The following is a 12,478-nucleotide window of genomic DNA, read 5'->3' as shown; positions in this document are numbered from 1 at the left end:
ATCACCCAGCGGGTTTGGACCGGTGTGACAGAGGCAGAGGAGAATCGATGACCCGGACCGCGGACGCCGACTTCGAGCGCTTCGTGTTGGCGCAGTCGACACCCTTGCTCCGCTTCGCGGAGATGTTGTGCGGCGATCGGCACACCGCCGAGGACCTGGTGCAGCAAGCGTTGATGCGGTCCTATCCGAAATGGCACCGGCTGAACGGCGACCCGTTGCGGTACGTACGGCGGGTGCTGGTGAACCGATTCCTCTCCCAGGCCCGCCGGCGCTGGAACAACGAAGTACCCAGTGACCCGGTGCAGAACGATTGGGACCAGCGAGCGGTAGCGGACTTCGCCCAGGACGTGCAGACCAGGGAGGCCGTGCTCTCGGCGCTCGCGGGTCTGACCGTCCGGGAGAGAGCCGTCGTCGCGCTGCGCTACTCGCAGGATCTCTCCGAGGCCGAGACCGCCGAGCTGCTCGGCATGGCGGCCGGGACCGTGAAGAGCACGGCCTCCCGGGCGCTGGCCAAGCTGCGTCTGGCACCCGACCTGATCGATACCGGAGTTGGAGGAAACTGATGAGTGACGAGCAGCGCGTACGCAGCGCACTCGACTATGAGATGGACCCTTGGCAGCCGGACACAGGCGACCTGATGCGGCGCGGCAAGCGGCTGGCCTGGCTCCGTCGTGGACTGGCCGCGGCGGGCGTCACCGCCCTGGCCGGAACCGTTGCGACGGTGTCCGCCGCGGTCGGGGGACCTGCCCCGGTGAAGAACCTGCTGGCTGGTGGCGGCAAGCCACCGGCGCCGGTGGCGATCCCCTCGGCGGCCCCGCAGGTGCCGTCGGTGGACCCGACCTGCCTGCCGGCCAAGCCGACGCTGCCCAAGGTGACGGTCAACAAGACCATCGACCCGAACAGCGTGCCGACGGACAAGCCGTCGCTGCCGAGCAGGCCCGAGCTGCCCGGAAATGTGCCCAGCAATGTGCCCAGCAATGTGCCCAGCAAGGTGCCGACCACCTTGCCCTCGCTGCCTGGTGAGCCGTCCCTGCCGACGACGAAGCCGACCTTGCCGGCCAAGCCGTCGCTCCCGACCGGCAAGCCGACCTTGCCGACCACGAAGCCCACCCTGCCGATCCCGACGGGGAAGCCGACCCTGCCCAAGCTTCCGACCACGAAGCCGACGCTGCCGGCTAAGCCGTCCCTCCCGACGACGAAGCCGACCCTGCCGGCCAAGCCTTCGCTGCCGACCGCCAAGCCGTCGCTGCCGGCGACCGTGCCGTCGGTGCCGGTCAAGCCGGTCCCGACTCCGTCGCTGCCGGACTGCGTGGACGGCCTACCGACCGCGAAGCCGTCCGCGCCGGCGCCGACCCTGCCGGGCAAGCCTTCGCTGCCGACCACCAAGCCGTCCCTGCCGAAGCCGGCCGTTCCGACGGTGAAGGTGTCGGGCGGAGTCAACGTCACCATCGACCCGGGCAAGCAGCCGCAGCCGTCCCTTCCGACGGACAAGCCGAGCTTCCCGACCGAGAAGCCGAGCATCCCGACGCCGAGCTTCCCGGCCACCTTCCCCACCGGTCACCCCTCCTCAAGCCGGTAGGGCACCGGTCACCGGCGAGTAGGCACCCTGCAGCCCTACTCGCCGGTGACCCCGTCTGTGAGTTCGCGGACGACGTCCAGGTGGCCGGCGTGCCGCGCGTACTCCTGCAGGACGTGGAACAGGATCCAGTTCAGCGTCGGCCGGTCGTCGTCATCGAACCGGCCACCGGACGCTCCGAGCGTCGCCGGATCCACGCCGGTGACGAGTTGCCGGGTGATCGCACCGCCCCCGTGCAGTTCGGCCAGGAGACCTTGGAGTGTCTCGTCCACGCCGGCTCTCCAGCGGCCGTCCGGATCATCACCTGAGTCGCCCCACGGATGGTCGACAGGCTCGGCGGCGAATCCCCAACGCAGCCAGCGTCGCTCCACGAACACCAAGTGCTTCAAGAGGTCCAGCGGTGCCCACCCCGACGGCAGGCGGCTGGTGCGCAGGTCCGTCTCGCTCAGCCCGGTCAGCTTCGTCTCGATGATTTCGCGATAACGGTCGAGGTACTGAAGGTGAAGCTCGATGGTGTCGGCCAACTCACGCGGTGGCTTCGTCATCAGAGCGTCCGGAGATACTCGGCGGTCTGGTCGTCTACCGGGTAGAAGGACTCGATCATCAGCTCGGACACCGTGACGTCGAGTGGCGTGCCGAACGTGGCGATCATCGTCAGCAACGAGAGCTCGTGGCCGTTGTGGGTCAGCTTGAACGGTACGACGACCTCGTTCTGCCCGGCGTGCACCGGCCGGTCGTCCACGGCGTACGCGCGGAGTTCGTCGTACAGATCCTGGAGGTCGGGGTCGGCGGTGCCGGCGGCGTGGCGTTGCAGGCTGGCCAGCGCGGCGGCGCGGACCTCGGCGATGTTGCCGATCCGGCGGGCCAGGCCGTCCGGGTGCAGAGTCAGCCGGAGCGCGTTGATCGGTGCCTGGAGCAACTTCTCGTCGACGTCCGTGGTGAAGAGCTGAACGCCGGCGTTCGCCTCGACGATGTTCCACCAACGGTCGACGACGAGGGCCGGGTAGGGCTCGTGAGCCTTCAGCAACCGTCGCAATGTGGTCCGGATCGCGAGCATGGCCGGTGAGTGCAGCGACGCCTCGCTGAAGATCGGCGCGAACCCGCCGGCCAGCAGCAGTTGGTTGCGATCCCGCAGCGGTACGTCGAGATGCTCCGCCAGCCGGAGCACCATCTCACGACTCGGCTTGGATCGTCCGGTCTCCACGAAACTCACGTGCCGGGTGGACACCTCGACCCGGTTCGCGAGCTCGAGCTGGCTGAGCCGGCGGCGTTCCCGCCAGCCGCGCAGAAGCTCACCCACCGGGCGCTGGAACGTCTCCTCGATCGTCGCTGCCATCCTCCGACCGTAACCGGTGGCATAGACAACGCCATTACCTCCGACGTCATCGACCGGATCGGCCGACCGACGGCAAAGTTCTGGTCATCAGAACGAACCGAGGAGGAAACACCATGAACGCCACCGCTCTCGCCGACCAGTACTTCGCGACGTGGAACGCGGCCGACGCCGACCGTCGGGCCGAGTTGATCGCAGGCACCTGGACCGAGGACGCGACCTTCGTCGACCCGAGCTTCGAGACGAACGGGCACGACGAGCTGAACAAGCTGGTCGGCGCCGCCCAGCAGATGTTCCCGGGGCTGTCCTTCGTCCGCGTCGGCGACATCGACGAGCACCACACCTACCTGCGCTGGACCTGGCACCTGCAGGCCGACGGCCAGGAACCGGTAGCCGGCGGCACCGACATCGTCGTGCTCGACGACGACGGCAAGATCAAGAAGCTCATCGGGTTCCACAACTTCGCCCCGGCGCACTAGAAATTGGGTGGCCGGGCCGCACCGGTCCGGCGGAGCATGGGTGAATGCTCGACGCCCAGGAGCGAGAACTGTTCGAGCGCGACGGGATCCTGAAGGTCCCGGCCGCGTTCTCAGCCGACGATGCCGCGCGGATGCGCGAGGTGCTGTGGTCCGAGCTGACCGCGCGGCACGGCATGGATCCGGACGACCGGTCGACGTGGACGACAGTGCGGCCGACCGGGCTGAAGAGCACCAAGAAACACCGGGTGGCTCAGGCGATCCTGAGTCCGAAGCTCCGGTCGGCACTCGACGACTTGCTCGGCGCCTGGCTCGAGCCGCCGCATCTGGGCCAGGTCCTGGTCACCATGCCGACCGGTGAGCCTTGGGTGGTCCCACATCGCCAGTGGCACACCGACGTCGGGTTCGACCAGCCGATGGACGACTTGCCGGCCGTGAAGATCTGGGGGCTGCTCGACGACCTCGAGCCCGGTGGCGGCGGGACCCCGCAGGTGGCCGGCTCCCATCGCGTCATCGCTCGGTATTTGGGTACGACGGACGAGCGGGAGTTCACCACGATCCGGGACCAGGTGCTGCGGTCCGACCCGTGGTTCCGCGGTCTGACGTCCACTGAGCGGTCGGTCGAGCCGATGGTCGAAGCAGATCTGGACGGACTGCCCGTCCGGGTCACCGAGCTCACCGGTCGCGCGGGCGACGTCTTCCTGACCCACCCGTGGATCCTGCACTCGATCGCCACCAACGCGAACGACACCCCGCGGATGATCCGCAGCCGCTTCATTTACAAGGCGTCGACCAGCCGGGCGCAGCGCACCGGATCCTCGGTGAGTCCGGCCGACAGCCCCCAGAGCCAGTAGTCGACCGTTCGCCAGACGACCCAGTCCCGAGCGCGATCGCGGTCGAGCCCGGCCGCGGACACGGCCGCATCGAAGTGCGGCACGATGCTGGTCATCTCGTCCAGCCGCGTCCACAGCACCCTGCCGAGGTCGAACTCGATGTCGCCGCGGAACAGCACAGGGTCCACGGTCAACCATTCCTCGCGCGACCCCGCGAGTACCTGGTCGGAGTGGAAGTCGCCGTTGACTGCCAGCTCCGAGGTGCTCTCGGCCAAGCGCGGCGCGATGCTGAGCGCCTCCTGCAGGACCCCGCTGTCGAACGGTCGCCCCAGCCGCTCCCACTCCGGCTCCAGCTCGGCGGACCGCCGTACGACGATCTCCGCGGTCGAGAGCGCGTCATCCGGACCCGGGACGGCCAGCCGACGCATCAGTTGCCCGAGTACGTCGACCGCCTCGTCGACCGGCCGAGTCGTCAACGGGGTCGACAATCGCTCCAGCAACATCGCGCCGGCTTCGACGTCGGCGTCGTACAGCAGAGCCATCCCGCGGCCGTCCCACCAGCGCAGCGCCCGTACCTGGTCCGCGACCTCGGTCCCCGGCGGCGACATCCGCAGGACGAACTCCTCGCCCGCCCTCATCACCGGTACGACGATCGCGTTCGATCCATGGGCCACGTCCCCGACAACCTCTAGCTGCCATCGCAAGCGTTGTCGCTCCACCGCTTGGGCCAACCCGCCCAGCCAGTCCGCACCCTCGGTCCACCAGCGCGGCATCCGCAGAAACGACTCGGGGAGTTCGATCACGGTCACAAGCTAACCAGGGGCAGATCGCGACGCGCCCCGATAAGGCCTCCCAACCGGCGGGATGGCGGACCATGATGTCGGCATGGGCGGAGAGGCTGAAGTGGACGGGTTGCAGTTCGACCCGCAGATGTCGCGGCAGGTCGAAGCGATGTACACGACGGCGGACGTCGTCGAACAGCGGCGGATCGTCCGGGCGGCGTTGGCGTTGCGGTCCGGAGATCGAGTCCTGGACGTCGGGGTCGGGCCGGGATTGCTGGCCGCGGAGATGGCGACCGAGGTCGGGCCGAGCGGGCGGATCTGCGGGATCGACATCAGTGACAGCATGCTGGCGATCGCGGCTAGGCGCGCCGGCGTGGGTCCCGGGATCGAGCTCGAGGTGGCGTCGGTCGAGCGCATCCCGCATCCGGCCGAGAGCTTCGACGTGGTCGTGTCGACCCAGGTCTTCGAGTACCTCGACGACGTGGGCGGTGCCCTGGACGAGGTACGCCGGGTGCTGCGGCCGGCGGGTCGCGTCGTACTGCTCGACACCGACTGGGGCTCACTGGTGTGGCGGTCGAGTGACGATGCGCGGATGGCGCGGGTCCTGACCGCGTTCGAGGACCATCTCGCCGATCCACATCTGCCTCGGACGTTGGCCGACGTACTGGCCAAGTCCGGTTTCACGCTCACGCATCAGCAGGTGGTGCCGATCCTGAACACCGGGTACGACGACCGCACCTACAGTGCGGGACTGATGGACATCGTCACCGGGTTCGTGCCGGGTCATGCCGACGTCACCGCGGACGAGGCGCGGGCGTGGGCCGACGACCTGCGGGGACTCGGCGCCGGCTACTTCTTCAGCCTGAACCGGTACCTGTTCGTGGCGTCGGCCCTGTAGAACCGCCGAGCTCGGCGGGCGCACCCTGGGAAAGACGCGCCCGCCGGACCGGTCGTTCTCCCGCCCCTCAGTGGGAGAACTCGCGGCTCGGTGAACACCACCCATGCCCGAATGGCACTGACCGAACCGCGGGACCACCTAGAGGTACCCCATGTCCGCGGACCTCACACCCTCCGGCACGCGGCCGGCGGCGAAAACTTCACATTCCTCAAACCTTCGCTCTCCGGAAGGCTCTCGACCCGTGACCCGGGCGCCGCCTAGCCTGGAGGGCGATTCCGTGTGCCGGGGGAGGCTCGCGGACGTCAGGGGGAGGTAGTGCGATGCCGGATGTGTTCGACGACGAGTTGACCGATGCCGACCTGGATCAGCTCGAGGCGCTCGGTGCGGCCGAGGACGCGGACCTGATCCTCGGTGCGGTCGCCGGGGAAACAGATGCCTGAGGCAAGGATCGTCTGGCGGGGCTGGGCGATGAACAAGCGGTCCGTCGCGATGGTCGAGGCCGCGGAGAAGCTCTACAAGTCGAAGTTCGCGATCCTGCAGGGGTCGTACAACAAGGGCGGCGTGGACGCGTCGGCGGGCACCCATGACGGTGGTGGTGCGGTCGACATCGACGTTCGTACGAAGAGCGCCGCGCAGCGGGTCGCGGTATTGAAGGCGATGCGCGCGGTCGGGTTCGCGGCCTGGCTGCGGACGCCGGCCCAGGGCAACTGGCCGTACCACGTGCACGCGATCGCGGTCGGCGACAAGGACCTGTCCCGCGGCGCGGCCACCCAGGTCGCGGAGTACCACCGCAAGCGCAACGGCCTGGCCAACCGCGGCAAGGACGACGGACCGCCCGGGTTCTACGGGATGACCTGGGAGCTGTACCTGAAAGCACACCCGCCGGCCCAGCCGGTGCCGGACTCGACCATCTCGCTGGCCGCGATGGCGTACGCGCGGACGCACGACGCGATGACCGGGGTGTGGGGCGCGGACCGGGCCCGGGTGATCGCCTGGGCGGCACACCCGAAGGTCGGTGCGATCACCAAGGCCGAGACCATCCCGCCGGCCGGGGTGCCGTGGCACCTGCACTTCCAGCGGGTGATCCGCAAGGTGCAGCTGCACTTCAAGCTCGAGGTCACCGGCATCTTCAACGCGAGCGTCGCCACCGTGATGAAGCGCTACGGCTACACGATCGTCGCCTGAGCCGGACCGCCAGCCCATCACAATCTTCGCGTTCCATCGTCCGCACGCTCAGCCACCGGCGATGGGTGCGCTTGTGATGGCCTGGCGGTCCGCTCAACGACAAGGCCCCACCGGTAGCAGCCGGTGGGGCCTTGGTGGTCCACTACCGCCCGGGCATCCCCGGTGCAGCTGTGGAGGTGGAGAGCGGAACCGACGCCGATGCAGGGGTCAAGACGTCAGCTCCGCTTGCCTGTGTGGAGTTATCTCGAGTCGACCGCCCAGACGCGCGCCTGGTGGAACTCAAGGTGCTGCCGCATCTCCGCCGGGGTTCCGGCCTGGCCGAGGTGGTTCATCGCCGGGACGACGACCGCACGGACGTCGGACCGCTTCACCTCTTCGAGCAGTGCGTTGAAGGCGGCGGACTCGGCCGCGTCGCGCTCGGTGTAGACGGTGCCGAGGGTGAACCCCTCGGCGCTGGCGAAGGCGACAAGTGAATCCGTCGCCGCGGCCAGTTCCTCCGCGCAGCTCAGCGCATCGGCCCGGACATACCCGAGTACGGTCGGCCGGGTCGTCATTGACCCGGACCCGCGGTGCTGTCCGCCAGCACCGGCTCGCTCGTCACCCGAAGGGATGCGAACCGCCGCCGCATGGCTTCCTCGTACTGCGCTGCCTGCTCCGCACCGGCCGTGTGGTCCGCGATCGCGTGAGCGCCGAACCAGACCTGCACCCGACGGTGCGTGGCGGGGGTTTCGAACGTCTCGGGCATCAGCGGTCCTTCGGCGGTGTGATCGGTGCCCCGGACGGCTTTGTCCGGCACTGAGAAAAGGACACCTCACCGGCCGGTCCCTCCGGAATAGTTCCGAAGGGACCTTTACAGAGCCCTAACGCAGAGTAGGGAAACCCTACGAATCTGCTGGTCAGAGCCCTTCCGGCGAGTCTGTCAGGGGGCTGGGAAAGCCCTGTCAAGAATGTTTGCAGCAATTTGCCAATAACGATTCGGCCACTCCGCCATTCTGACCATGACGGAATATATGACGTCCTCCTAACCGTTTGTACGCACCCGCTCACGCACCGGTATTCCGGCGACCAGAATTCCGAGTACGGCGGCCGCGAGCGGCACCACGAGTCCGGTCCGGAACCCGCTGACGGTCGACTCGCCGGCCGCGGCCAGAACGGCTGCCACGACCGCGAGGCCGAGCGCGGATCCGAACTGGAACGACGTCGTCAGTACGCCGCTCGCCAGGCCCTGCTCGTCCTCGGTCACCCGCTCGGTCGCCGCGATCGTCAACGGGCCGTAGGCCAGCGCGAACGCGAGCCCGAGCAACAGGAAGGCGGGAAGCATGGCCGCGAAAGTCGATCCCAACGGCAGGAAAGCCAGGTAGGCAAGGGCCGCGAGGACGAACCCACCGAACACCACGCGCCTGTTGCCGAAGCGATTCACCAGCCACGGCGTGAGCGTCGGCGCCAGTACCGCGTCGATGCCGATCACCATCAGCGCAAGCCCGGTCTCCAGCTCGGACCAGCCGCGCAGCTCCTGCAGATACAGCACGGCGATGAACTGGAACCCGACGAACGATCCGACCAGGAGGATCGCGCCGAGATTCGCGCGGACGAGCGCCACGTTCCGCAACAGCCCGAGCCTGACCAGCGGCGCGGACACCCGCTGCTCGATCAGCACGAAGGCGGCCAGCAGTACCAGGCCGGCCGCCGCCGTCGCCAGCGTTGGCGCCGGCGACACGTCCGGCGCGCGCACTACGGTTGCCACAAGCAACAACATTGCGCCGGTCAGCGTGAGCGCCCCGGCGAGGTCGAAGCCGCCGCGGTGCCGCCGTGTCGCGGCGTCCCGGGGGATCAGCAGGACCGCCCCGGCCAGGATGACCGCCGAGACGATCACCGGCGCGAAGAACACCCAACGCCAGTCGATGGCGGTAAGCAGTCCGCCGGTGACCATGCCCAAGGAGAATCCACCGGCGGCGGTCCCGGCGTACACGAGCAAGGCCTTGGTGCGTTGCGGTCCCTCCGGGTAGGTCGTGGTGATGATGGACAGGCCGGCCGGGGTCATGAACGCGGCGGCGATACCGGTGACGAAGCGGGCCAGGATCAGGACCCAGCCCTCGGTGGCGAATCCGCCCAGTCCGCTGAACAGCAGGAACACCACCAGCCAGCCGACGAACATCCGGCGCCGCCCGAGCAGGTCTGCCGCGCGGCCGCCGAGCAGCACGAACCCGCCGTAGCTCAGCGCGTAGGCACTGACGATCCATTGCAGTTCTCCAGTGGCCAGACCGAGCTCGGCCCGGATGGACGGCAGCGCGACGCCCATCATCGAGACGTCGATGCCTTCCAGGAAGATCGCGCCGCAGAGCACGAACAGAACGGCCCAGGCGCGGCCGGTCAGCCGCTCCGGGATGACGGTTGATGACACGAAAGACTCCCTCGATTTCATGGTTACCTCTTGTAACTGACCCCATCATCAGGAACCATCGGGAGTTGTGGAAGAAGGCACTTCAAAGGAACCGAGTCACTCCTGCTGTACCGAGGACGCCTTCCAGTGGGACACCCGGGAGGACTGCGACGTCCGCCAGATCCTGGATCGGATCGGCGACAAGTGGTCCCTGCTGGTCATCGCGCTGCTGGACAACCGGTGCATGCGGTTCACCGAGTTGAAGAAGACGATCGACGGCATCAGTCAGCGGATGCTCACGGTCACCCTGCGCCAGTTGGAACGCGACGGCTTGGTCAGCCGGACCGTCCATCCGGTTGTGCCGCCACGCGTCGATTACGAGCTCACCCCGCTCGGCGTCACTCTGCACGCGACCATCCAGTCCCTCGTCTCCTGGACCGAGACCCATCAGGCGGAGATCGCCACCGCGCGCGCCAGATATGACGCCGTCAGCTCCGGATCCGCGTGAAGTTCGCCGGATGTGCCGGTACGCCGATCAGCGTCAGGGGTGCCGCGAGTACGGCGAAGGCTGCGAGCAGGTTGAGGGTCAGCGGGAGATCGAGCGCCAGTGTCACGGCTGGGGCGGCGAGTGCGCCGATCAGCAGGGCGAGCGAGTCGGCGGCGAAGAAGAGGGCGCCGATGCGGGCGAGCATGGCCGCGGGCGCGGTCCGTTGGATCGCCGTCTCCGCGGTGATCAGGAGAATGCTGCCGGGTAGCCCGATGAGCGCTGCCGCGACGATCGCGACGGGAACGTTCGGGGCGTTGAAGAGCGTGAAGAATGCCGCGGCGGTGGCGAACTGGGTGACGGCGAGCAGCTCGCGAACTCCCAGCCAGGCGGCGGCTTTCGTGCTCAGGGCGGCGCCGATCAGATAGCCGGCGCCGAGGCCGGAGATCAGGTAACCGAGGACATAGCCGGGTGCGTGCAGCCGGCCGACGGTGAACGGGACAAGCAATGCGGTCAGGCCGGCGTTCGCGGTGAGGAAGATCGTCTGACCGATCAGAATCCCACGGAGCGCTCGGTGCTGGACGACGTACCGGAATCCTTCCAGAGGTTGGGATCTCTTCGGATCGACCGCGTGCCGGTGTGTTCGGACTGTCGAGATGATTGCTGCTGACAACAGGTAGCTGGCGATGTCGACCGCGAGGACGAACGTGATGCCCGGTCCGGCGAGCAGGAGCGCGCCGAGTGGTGGTGCGGCGAGCCTGATCGCACTGCTGCTGAAGGCGTTCAGGGCGTTCGCGGCGGCGAGTTCGTTGCCGGTGCCAACGACTGCCGGTAGCAGGGCGCGCGCGGCCGGGCGGAACACCATGGTGGCGACGTTCTCGACCAGGATCGCCAGGTAGATCGGCCAGATGCGATCGGTGTCGGCGAACAGGATCAGCGCGACCGCGGCGGCGCTGACCAGGTCCGCGATCCACATCGCCCGGGTGAGATCCCAGCGGTCCAGCAGTACTCCGGCCCACGGTCCGACCAGCAGAGCGGGCAGCGCCTCGAGGGCGAGCGCGAGGCCGGTCGCGACCGTCGATCCGGTCAGGTCGAAGACGTAGAACGGGATCGCGACCACCAGCAGCCACGAGCCGATGCCGGAGACGCTGCCGCTGACCCACAACCGGCGGAAGTCGCGGTTCCGAGGTGTCTTCACGGACCGGGAAACTATCTTGTCAAGATAGGTCTTGGCAAGAGTGTTCTGTGAGAATAGGCTAACGCTCGTGGAACTGGGTGAGATCCTTCGCGACCGGCGCAAGGCGGCCGGGCGCACCATCGCGTCGGTCGCCATGGACGCCGGCCTGTCCGTGCCGTACATCGCCAACCTGGAGAACGGTCGCGGCAACCCGACCATGGCCGCGCTCGACCGCCTGGCCACGGCCCTCGGCGCCCGGCTCGAGGTGCGCATCGCCGACGAACCACCGGCCCCGGCGCCCTCGGTCGGGGCCGAGCTACTCGCCACCTCGGACCGGGCCGCCTCGGACCGGCCCGCCTCGGAGCGGGCTGCCGAGATCGTCGCCGCCTTGGCCGGCAACAGGTCCCGCGCCGCCACCCGCCATCAGTTGATCGCCACCCTCGACGCGCTCGCGATCCTCTTGGGTCGTCCGCCAACTCCCGCCGATCTGAGCCGCCTACTCGACCTCCTCCAACTAGCCGACCGATAACCGGGTCGCACTGTGTGATCGGAGCGCCGTAAGGTCCGAGGCATGGAGATTGGTGCGCGGATCGCCGCGGCGCAGTTGACCGGTTCGGCGCGTTCGAAGCGGCAGGTGATCGCCGGTCCGCTGGTCGGCCTGTTGCACGACGACGACGCCTGGTACCTGTCGGGCATGCTCGCTGCCGAGCCCGGACAGCCGTTCGATCCGGACGAGCTCCCGTGGGCCCTCGACACCATTCGCCAGGCGTTCAGCGCCGAGGGTCGCTGGCTGAGCGCCGAGCTCGTCGACGAGGCCAATCCCGGTCTGGCCGAGGCGCTCGAGGCCAATGGGATGACCATCGTCTCCCACCCACCGCTGCTCGTCGTCGAGCCTGACGGTCTGATGTTCCCCGAGCTGCCCGCCGGTGTGACGACGGAAGTGGTGAAGTCGGAAGAGCAGCAGACCGAGGCGAACGCCGTGTCCGCGGAGGCCTTCGAGGTCGACGGTGCCGGCTTCGCGCTGAAGCCGGATCCTGTGGACGGCGGCTGCGTCCTGATCCGCGTCGACGGCGTACCGGTGGCTTCCGCGTTCTGGACTGCGGTCGCCGACGGTGTCACTGAGGTCGCTGGGGTCGGGACGGTCCGCAGTCACCGGCGCCGCGGGCTCGGCGGGCTCGCGACGGCGTACGCGACGCAGCAGGCCTTCGAACTGGCCGGTGCCACGCTCGCCTGGCTGACGCCAGGCGACGACGGGGCGGATCGCGTGTATCGCCGGCTCGGGTACGAGCCCAAGGCGACCGCCGTACACCTCGGCGACCCCGGTGGCCACCTGGCCGATCTTCGCTGACCGATG

General features: G+C 68.4%; 16 protein-coding genes. 9 read left to right on the top strand and 7 right to left on the bottom strand.

The genetic code is table 11. The features are described 5' to 3' along the window. Nucleotides 1-47 precede the first annotated feature (47 nt). Both ACZ3HV_RS04085 and ACZ3HV_RS04080 read left to right on the top strand, forming a co-directional pair. Entirely contained in the window at nt 48-563 is a 516-nt protein-coding gene (locus ACZ3HV_RS04085) for a SigE family RNA polymerase sigma factor (RefSeq protein WP_360364824.1), read from the top strand. After that, nucleotides 563-1,579 carry a hypothetical protein gene (locus tag ACZ3HV_RS04080; protein ID WP_465680702.1) on the top strand — a complete coding sequence of 339 codons (1,017 nt, stop codon included), beginning with the start codon at nt 563-565 and terminating at the stop codon, nt 1,577-1,579. The genes ACZ3HV_RS04085 and ACZ3HV_RS04080 overlap by 1 nt, the downstream gene beginning before the upstream one ends. A 35-nt stretch (nt 1,580-1,614) precedes the next feature. On the opposite strand, the gene ACZ3HV_RS04075 is transcribed toward ACZ3HV_RS04080, so the two are convergent. Then, a complete protein-coding gene (locus tag ACZ3HV_RS04075) occupies nt 1,615-2,121 on the bottom strand; it encodes a DinB family protein (protein ID WP_465680700.1) in 507 nt (168 codons plus the stop codon). Beyond that, nucleotides 2,121-2,912 (bottom strand): helix-turn-helix domain-containing protein, encoded by a 792-nt coding sequence (locus ACZ3HV_RS04070; RefSeq protein WP_465680698.1) that lies wholly within the window; start codon nt 2,910-2,912, stop codon nt 2,121-2,123. The genes ACZ3HV_RS04075 and ACZ3HV_RS04070 overlap by 1 nt, the downstream gene beginning before the upstream one ends. Nucleotides 2,913-3,025: 113 nt before the next feature. Here ACZ3HV_RS04070 and ACZ3HV_RS04065 point away from each other — a divergent pair, with 113 nt between their 5' ends. Both ACZ3HV_RS04065 and ACZ3HV_RS04060 read left to right on the top strand, forming a co-directional pair. Next, entirely contained in the window at nt 3,026-3,388 is a 363-nt protein-coding gene (locus tag ACZ3HV_RS04065; protein WP_360364832.1) for a nuclear transport factor 2 family protein, read from the top strand. Between the two features lie 44 nt (nt 3,389-3,432). Beyond that, a complete protein-coding gene (locus ACZ3HV_RS04060; protein ID WP_465680696.1) occupies nt 3,433-4,239 on the top strand; it encodes a phytanoyl-CoA dioxygenase family protein in 807 nt (268 codons plus the stop codon). Here the strand turns inward: ACZ3HV_RS04060 and ACZ3HV_RS04055 are convergent. After that, a complete protein-coding gene (locus ACZ3HV_RS04055; RefSeq protein ID WP_465680694.1) occupies nt 4,164-5,021 on the bottom strand; it encodes an aminoglycoside phosphotransferase family protein in 858 nt (285 codons plus the stop codon). The genes ACZ3HV_RS04060 and ACZ3HV_RS04055 overlap by 76 nt on opposite strands. An 82-nt stretch (nt 5,022-5,103) precedes the next feature. Here ACZ3HV_RS04055 and ACZ3HV_RS04050 point away from each other — a divergent pair, with 82 nt between their 5' ends. Both ACZ3HV_RS04050 and ACZ3HV_RS04045 read left to right on the top strand, forming a co-directional pair. Then, nucleotides 5,104-5,898 carry a methyltransferase domain-containing protein gene (locus tag ACZ3HV_RS04050; protein WP_465680692.1) on the top strand — a complete coding sequence of 265 codons (795 nt, stop codon included), beginning with the start codon at nt 5,104-5,106 and terminating at the stop codon, nt 5,896-5,898. 432 nt (nt 5,899-6,330) lie between these two features. Continuing rightward, nucleotides 6,331-7,083, top strand: coding sequence for a hypothetical protein (locus ACZ3HV_RS04045; protein WP_465680690.1), 753 nt, complete (start codon nt 6,331-6,333; stop codon nt 7,081-7,083). A gap of 239 nt (nt 7,084-7,322) precedes the next feature. On the opposite strand, the gene ACZ3HV_RS04040 is transcribed toward ACZ3HV_RS04045, so the two are convergent. From ACZ3HV_RS04040 to ACZ3HV_RS04030, 3 genes are all read right to left on the bottom strand, one after another. Then, nucleotides 7,323-7,637 carry a serine integrase family protein gene (locus ACZ3HV_RS04040; RefSeq protein WP_360364842.1) on the bottom strand — a complete coding sequence of 105 codons (315 nt, stop codon included), beginning with the start codon at nt 7,635-7,637 and terminating at the stop codon, nt 7,323-7,325. Continuing rightward, nucleotides 7,634-7,828: a hypothetical protein gene (locus ACZ3HV_RS04035; RefSeq protein ID WP_360364844.1), complete on the bottom strand. Its 195-nt coding sequence runs from the start codon at nt 7,826-7,828 to the stop codon at nt 7,634-7,636. The genes ACZ3HV_RS04040 and ACZ3HV_RS04035 overlap by 4 nt, the downstream gene beginning before the upstream one ends. A 276-nt stretch (nt 7,829-8,104) precedes the next feature. After that, nucleotides 8,105-9,484, bottom strand: coding sequence for an MFS transporter (locus ACZ3HV_RS04030; RefSeq protein WP_465680687.1), 1,380 nt, complete (start codon nt 9,482-9,484; stop codon nt 8,105-8,107). 67 nt (nt 9,485-9,551) lie between these two features. Here ACZ3HV_RS04030 and ACZ3HV_RS04025 point away from each other — a divergent pair, with 67 nt between their 5' ends. After that, entirely contained in the window at nt 9,552-9,971 is a 420-nt protein-coding gene (locus tag ACZ3HV_RS04025) for a winged helix-turn-helix transcriptional regulator (RefSeq protein ID WP_360364848.1), read from the top strand. Here the strand turns inward: ACZ3HV_RS04025 and ACZ3HV_RS04020 are convergent. Then, nucleotides 9,952-11,145, bottom strand: a complete 1,194-nt coding sequence (locus ACZ3HV_RS04020; RefSeq protein ID WP_465680685.1) for an MFS transporter — start codon at nt 11,143-11,145, stop codon at nt 9,952-9,954. The genes ACZ3HV_RS04025 and ACZ3HV_RS04020 overlap by 20 nt on opposite strands. Nucleotides 11,146-11,212: 67 nt before the next feature. On the opposite strand from ACZ3HV_RS04020, the gene ACZ3HV_RS04015 reads away from it, so the two are divergent. Further along, nucleotides 11,213-11,653 (top strand): helix-turn-helix domain-containing protein, encoded by a 441-nt coding sequence (locus tag ACZ3HV_RS04015; RefSeq protein WP_465680683.1) that lies wholly within the window; start codon nt 11,213-11,215, stop codon nt 11,651-11,653. Between the two features lie 42 nt (nt 11,654-11,695). Continuing rightward, nucleotides 11,696-12,472: a GNAT family N-acetyltransferase gene (locus ACZ3HV_RS04010; protein WP_465680681.1), complete on the top strand. Its 777-nt coding sequence runs from the start codon at nt 11,696-11,698 to the stop codon at nt 12,470-12,472. Nucleotides 12,473-12,478: the final 6 nt, after the last annotated feature.

The sequence above is a fragment of the Kribbella sp. NPDC020701 genome, from assembly GCF_055562215.1.
Note: the sequence above shows the minus strand (reverse complement) of the source record. Positions and strands in the feature narration are given on the sequence as shown.

What these genes read in the sequence shown, in the direction of transcription:
- ACZ3HV_RS04065 (WP_360364832.1), top strand. Translation starts at nt 3,026, where the DNA reads ATGAACGCCACCGCTCTCGCCGACCAGTACTTCGCGACGTGGAACGCG.
- ACZ3HV_RS04035 (WP_360364844.1), bottom strand. Translation starts at nt 7,828, where the DNA reads ATGCCCGAGACGTTCGAAACCCCCGCCACGCACCGTCGGGTGCAGGTC.
- ACZ3HV_RS04070 (WP_465680698.1), bottom strand. Translation starts at nt 2,912, where the DNA reads ATGGCAGCGACGATCGAGGAGACGTTCCAGCGCCCGGTGGGTGAGCTT.
- ACZ3HV_RS04080 (WP_465680702.1), top strand. Translation starts at nt 563, where the DNA reads ATGAGTGACGAGCAGCGCGTACGCAGCGCACTCGACTATGAGATGGAC.
- ACZ3HV_RS04050 (WP_465680692.1), top strand. Translation starts at nt 5,104, where the DNA reads ATGGGCGGAGAGGCTGAAGTGGACGGGTTGCAGTTCGACCCGCAGATG.
- ACZ3HV_RS04060 (WP_465680696.1), top strand. Translation starts at nt 3,433, where the DNA reads ATGCTCGACGCCCAGGAGCGAGAACTGTTCGAGCGCGACGGGATCCTG.
- ACZ3HV_RS04010 (WP_465680681.1), top strand. Translation starts at nt 11,696, where the DNA reads ATGGAGATTGGTGCGCGGATCGCCGCGGCGCAGTTGACCGGTTCGGCG.
- ACZ3HV_RS04045 (WP_465680690.1), top strand. Translation starts at nt 6,331, where the DNA reads ATGCCTGAGGCAAGGATCGTCTGGCGGGGCTGGGCGATGAACAAGCGG.
- ACZ3HV_RS04075 (WP_465680700.1), bottom strand. Translation starts at nt 2,121, where the DNA reads ATGACGAAGCCACCGCGTGAGTTGGCCGACACCATCGAGCTTCACCTT.
- ACZ3HV_RS04040 (WP_360364842.1), bottom strand. Translation starts at nt 7,637, where the DNA reads ATGACGACCCGGCCGACCGTACTCGGGTATGTCCGGGCCGATGCGCTG.
- ACZ3HV_RS04085 (WP_360364824.1), top strand. Translation starts at nt 48, where the DNA reads ATGACCCGGACCGCGGACGCCGACTTCGAGCGCTTCGTGTTGGCGCAG.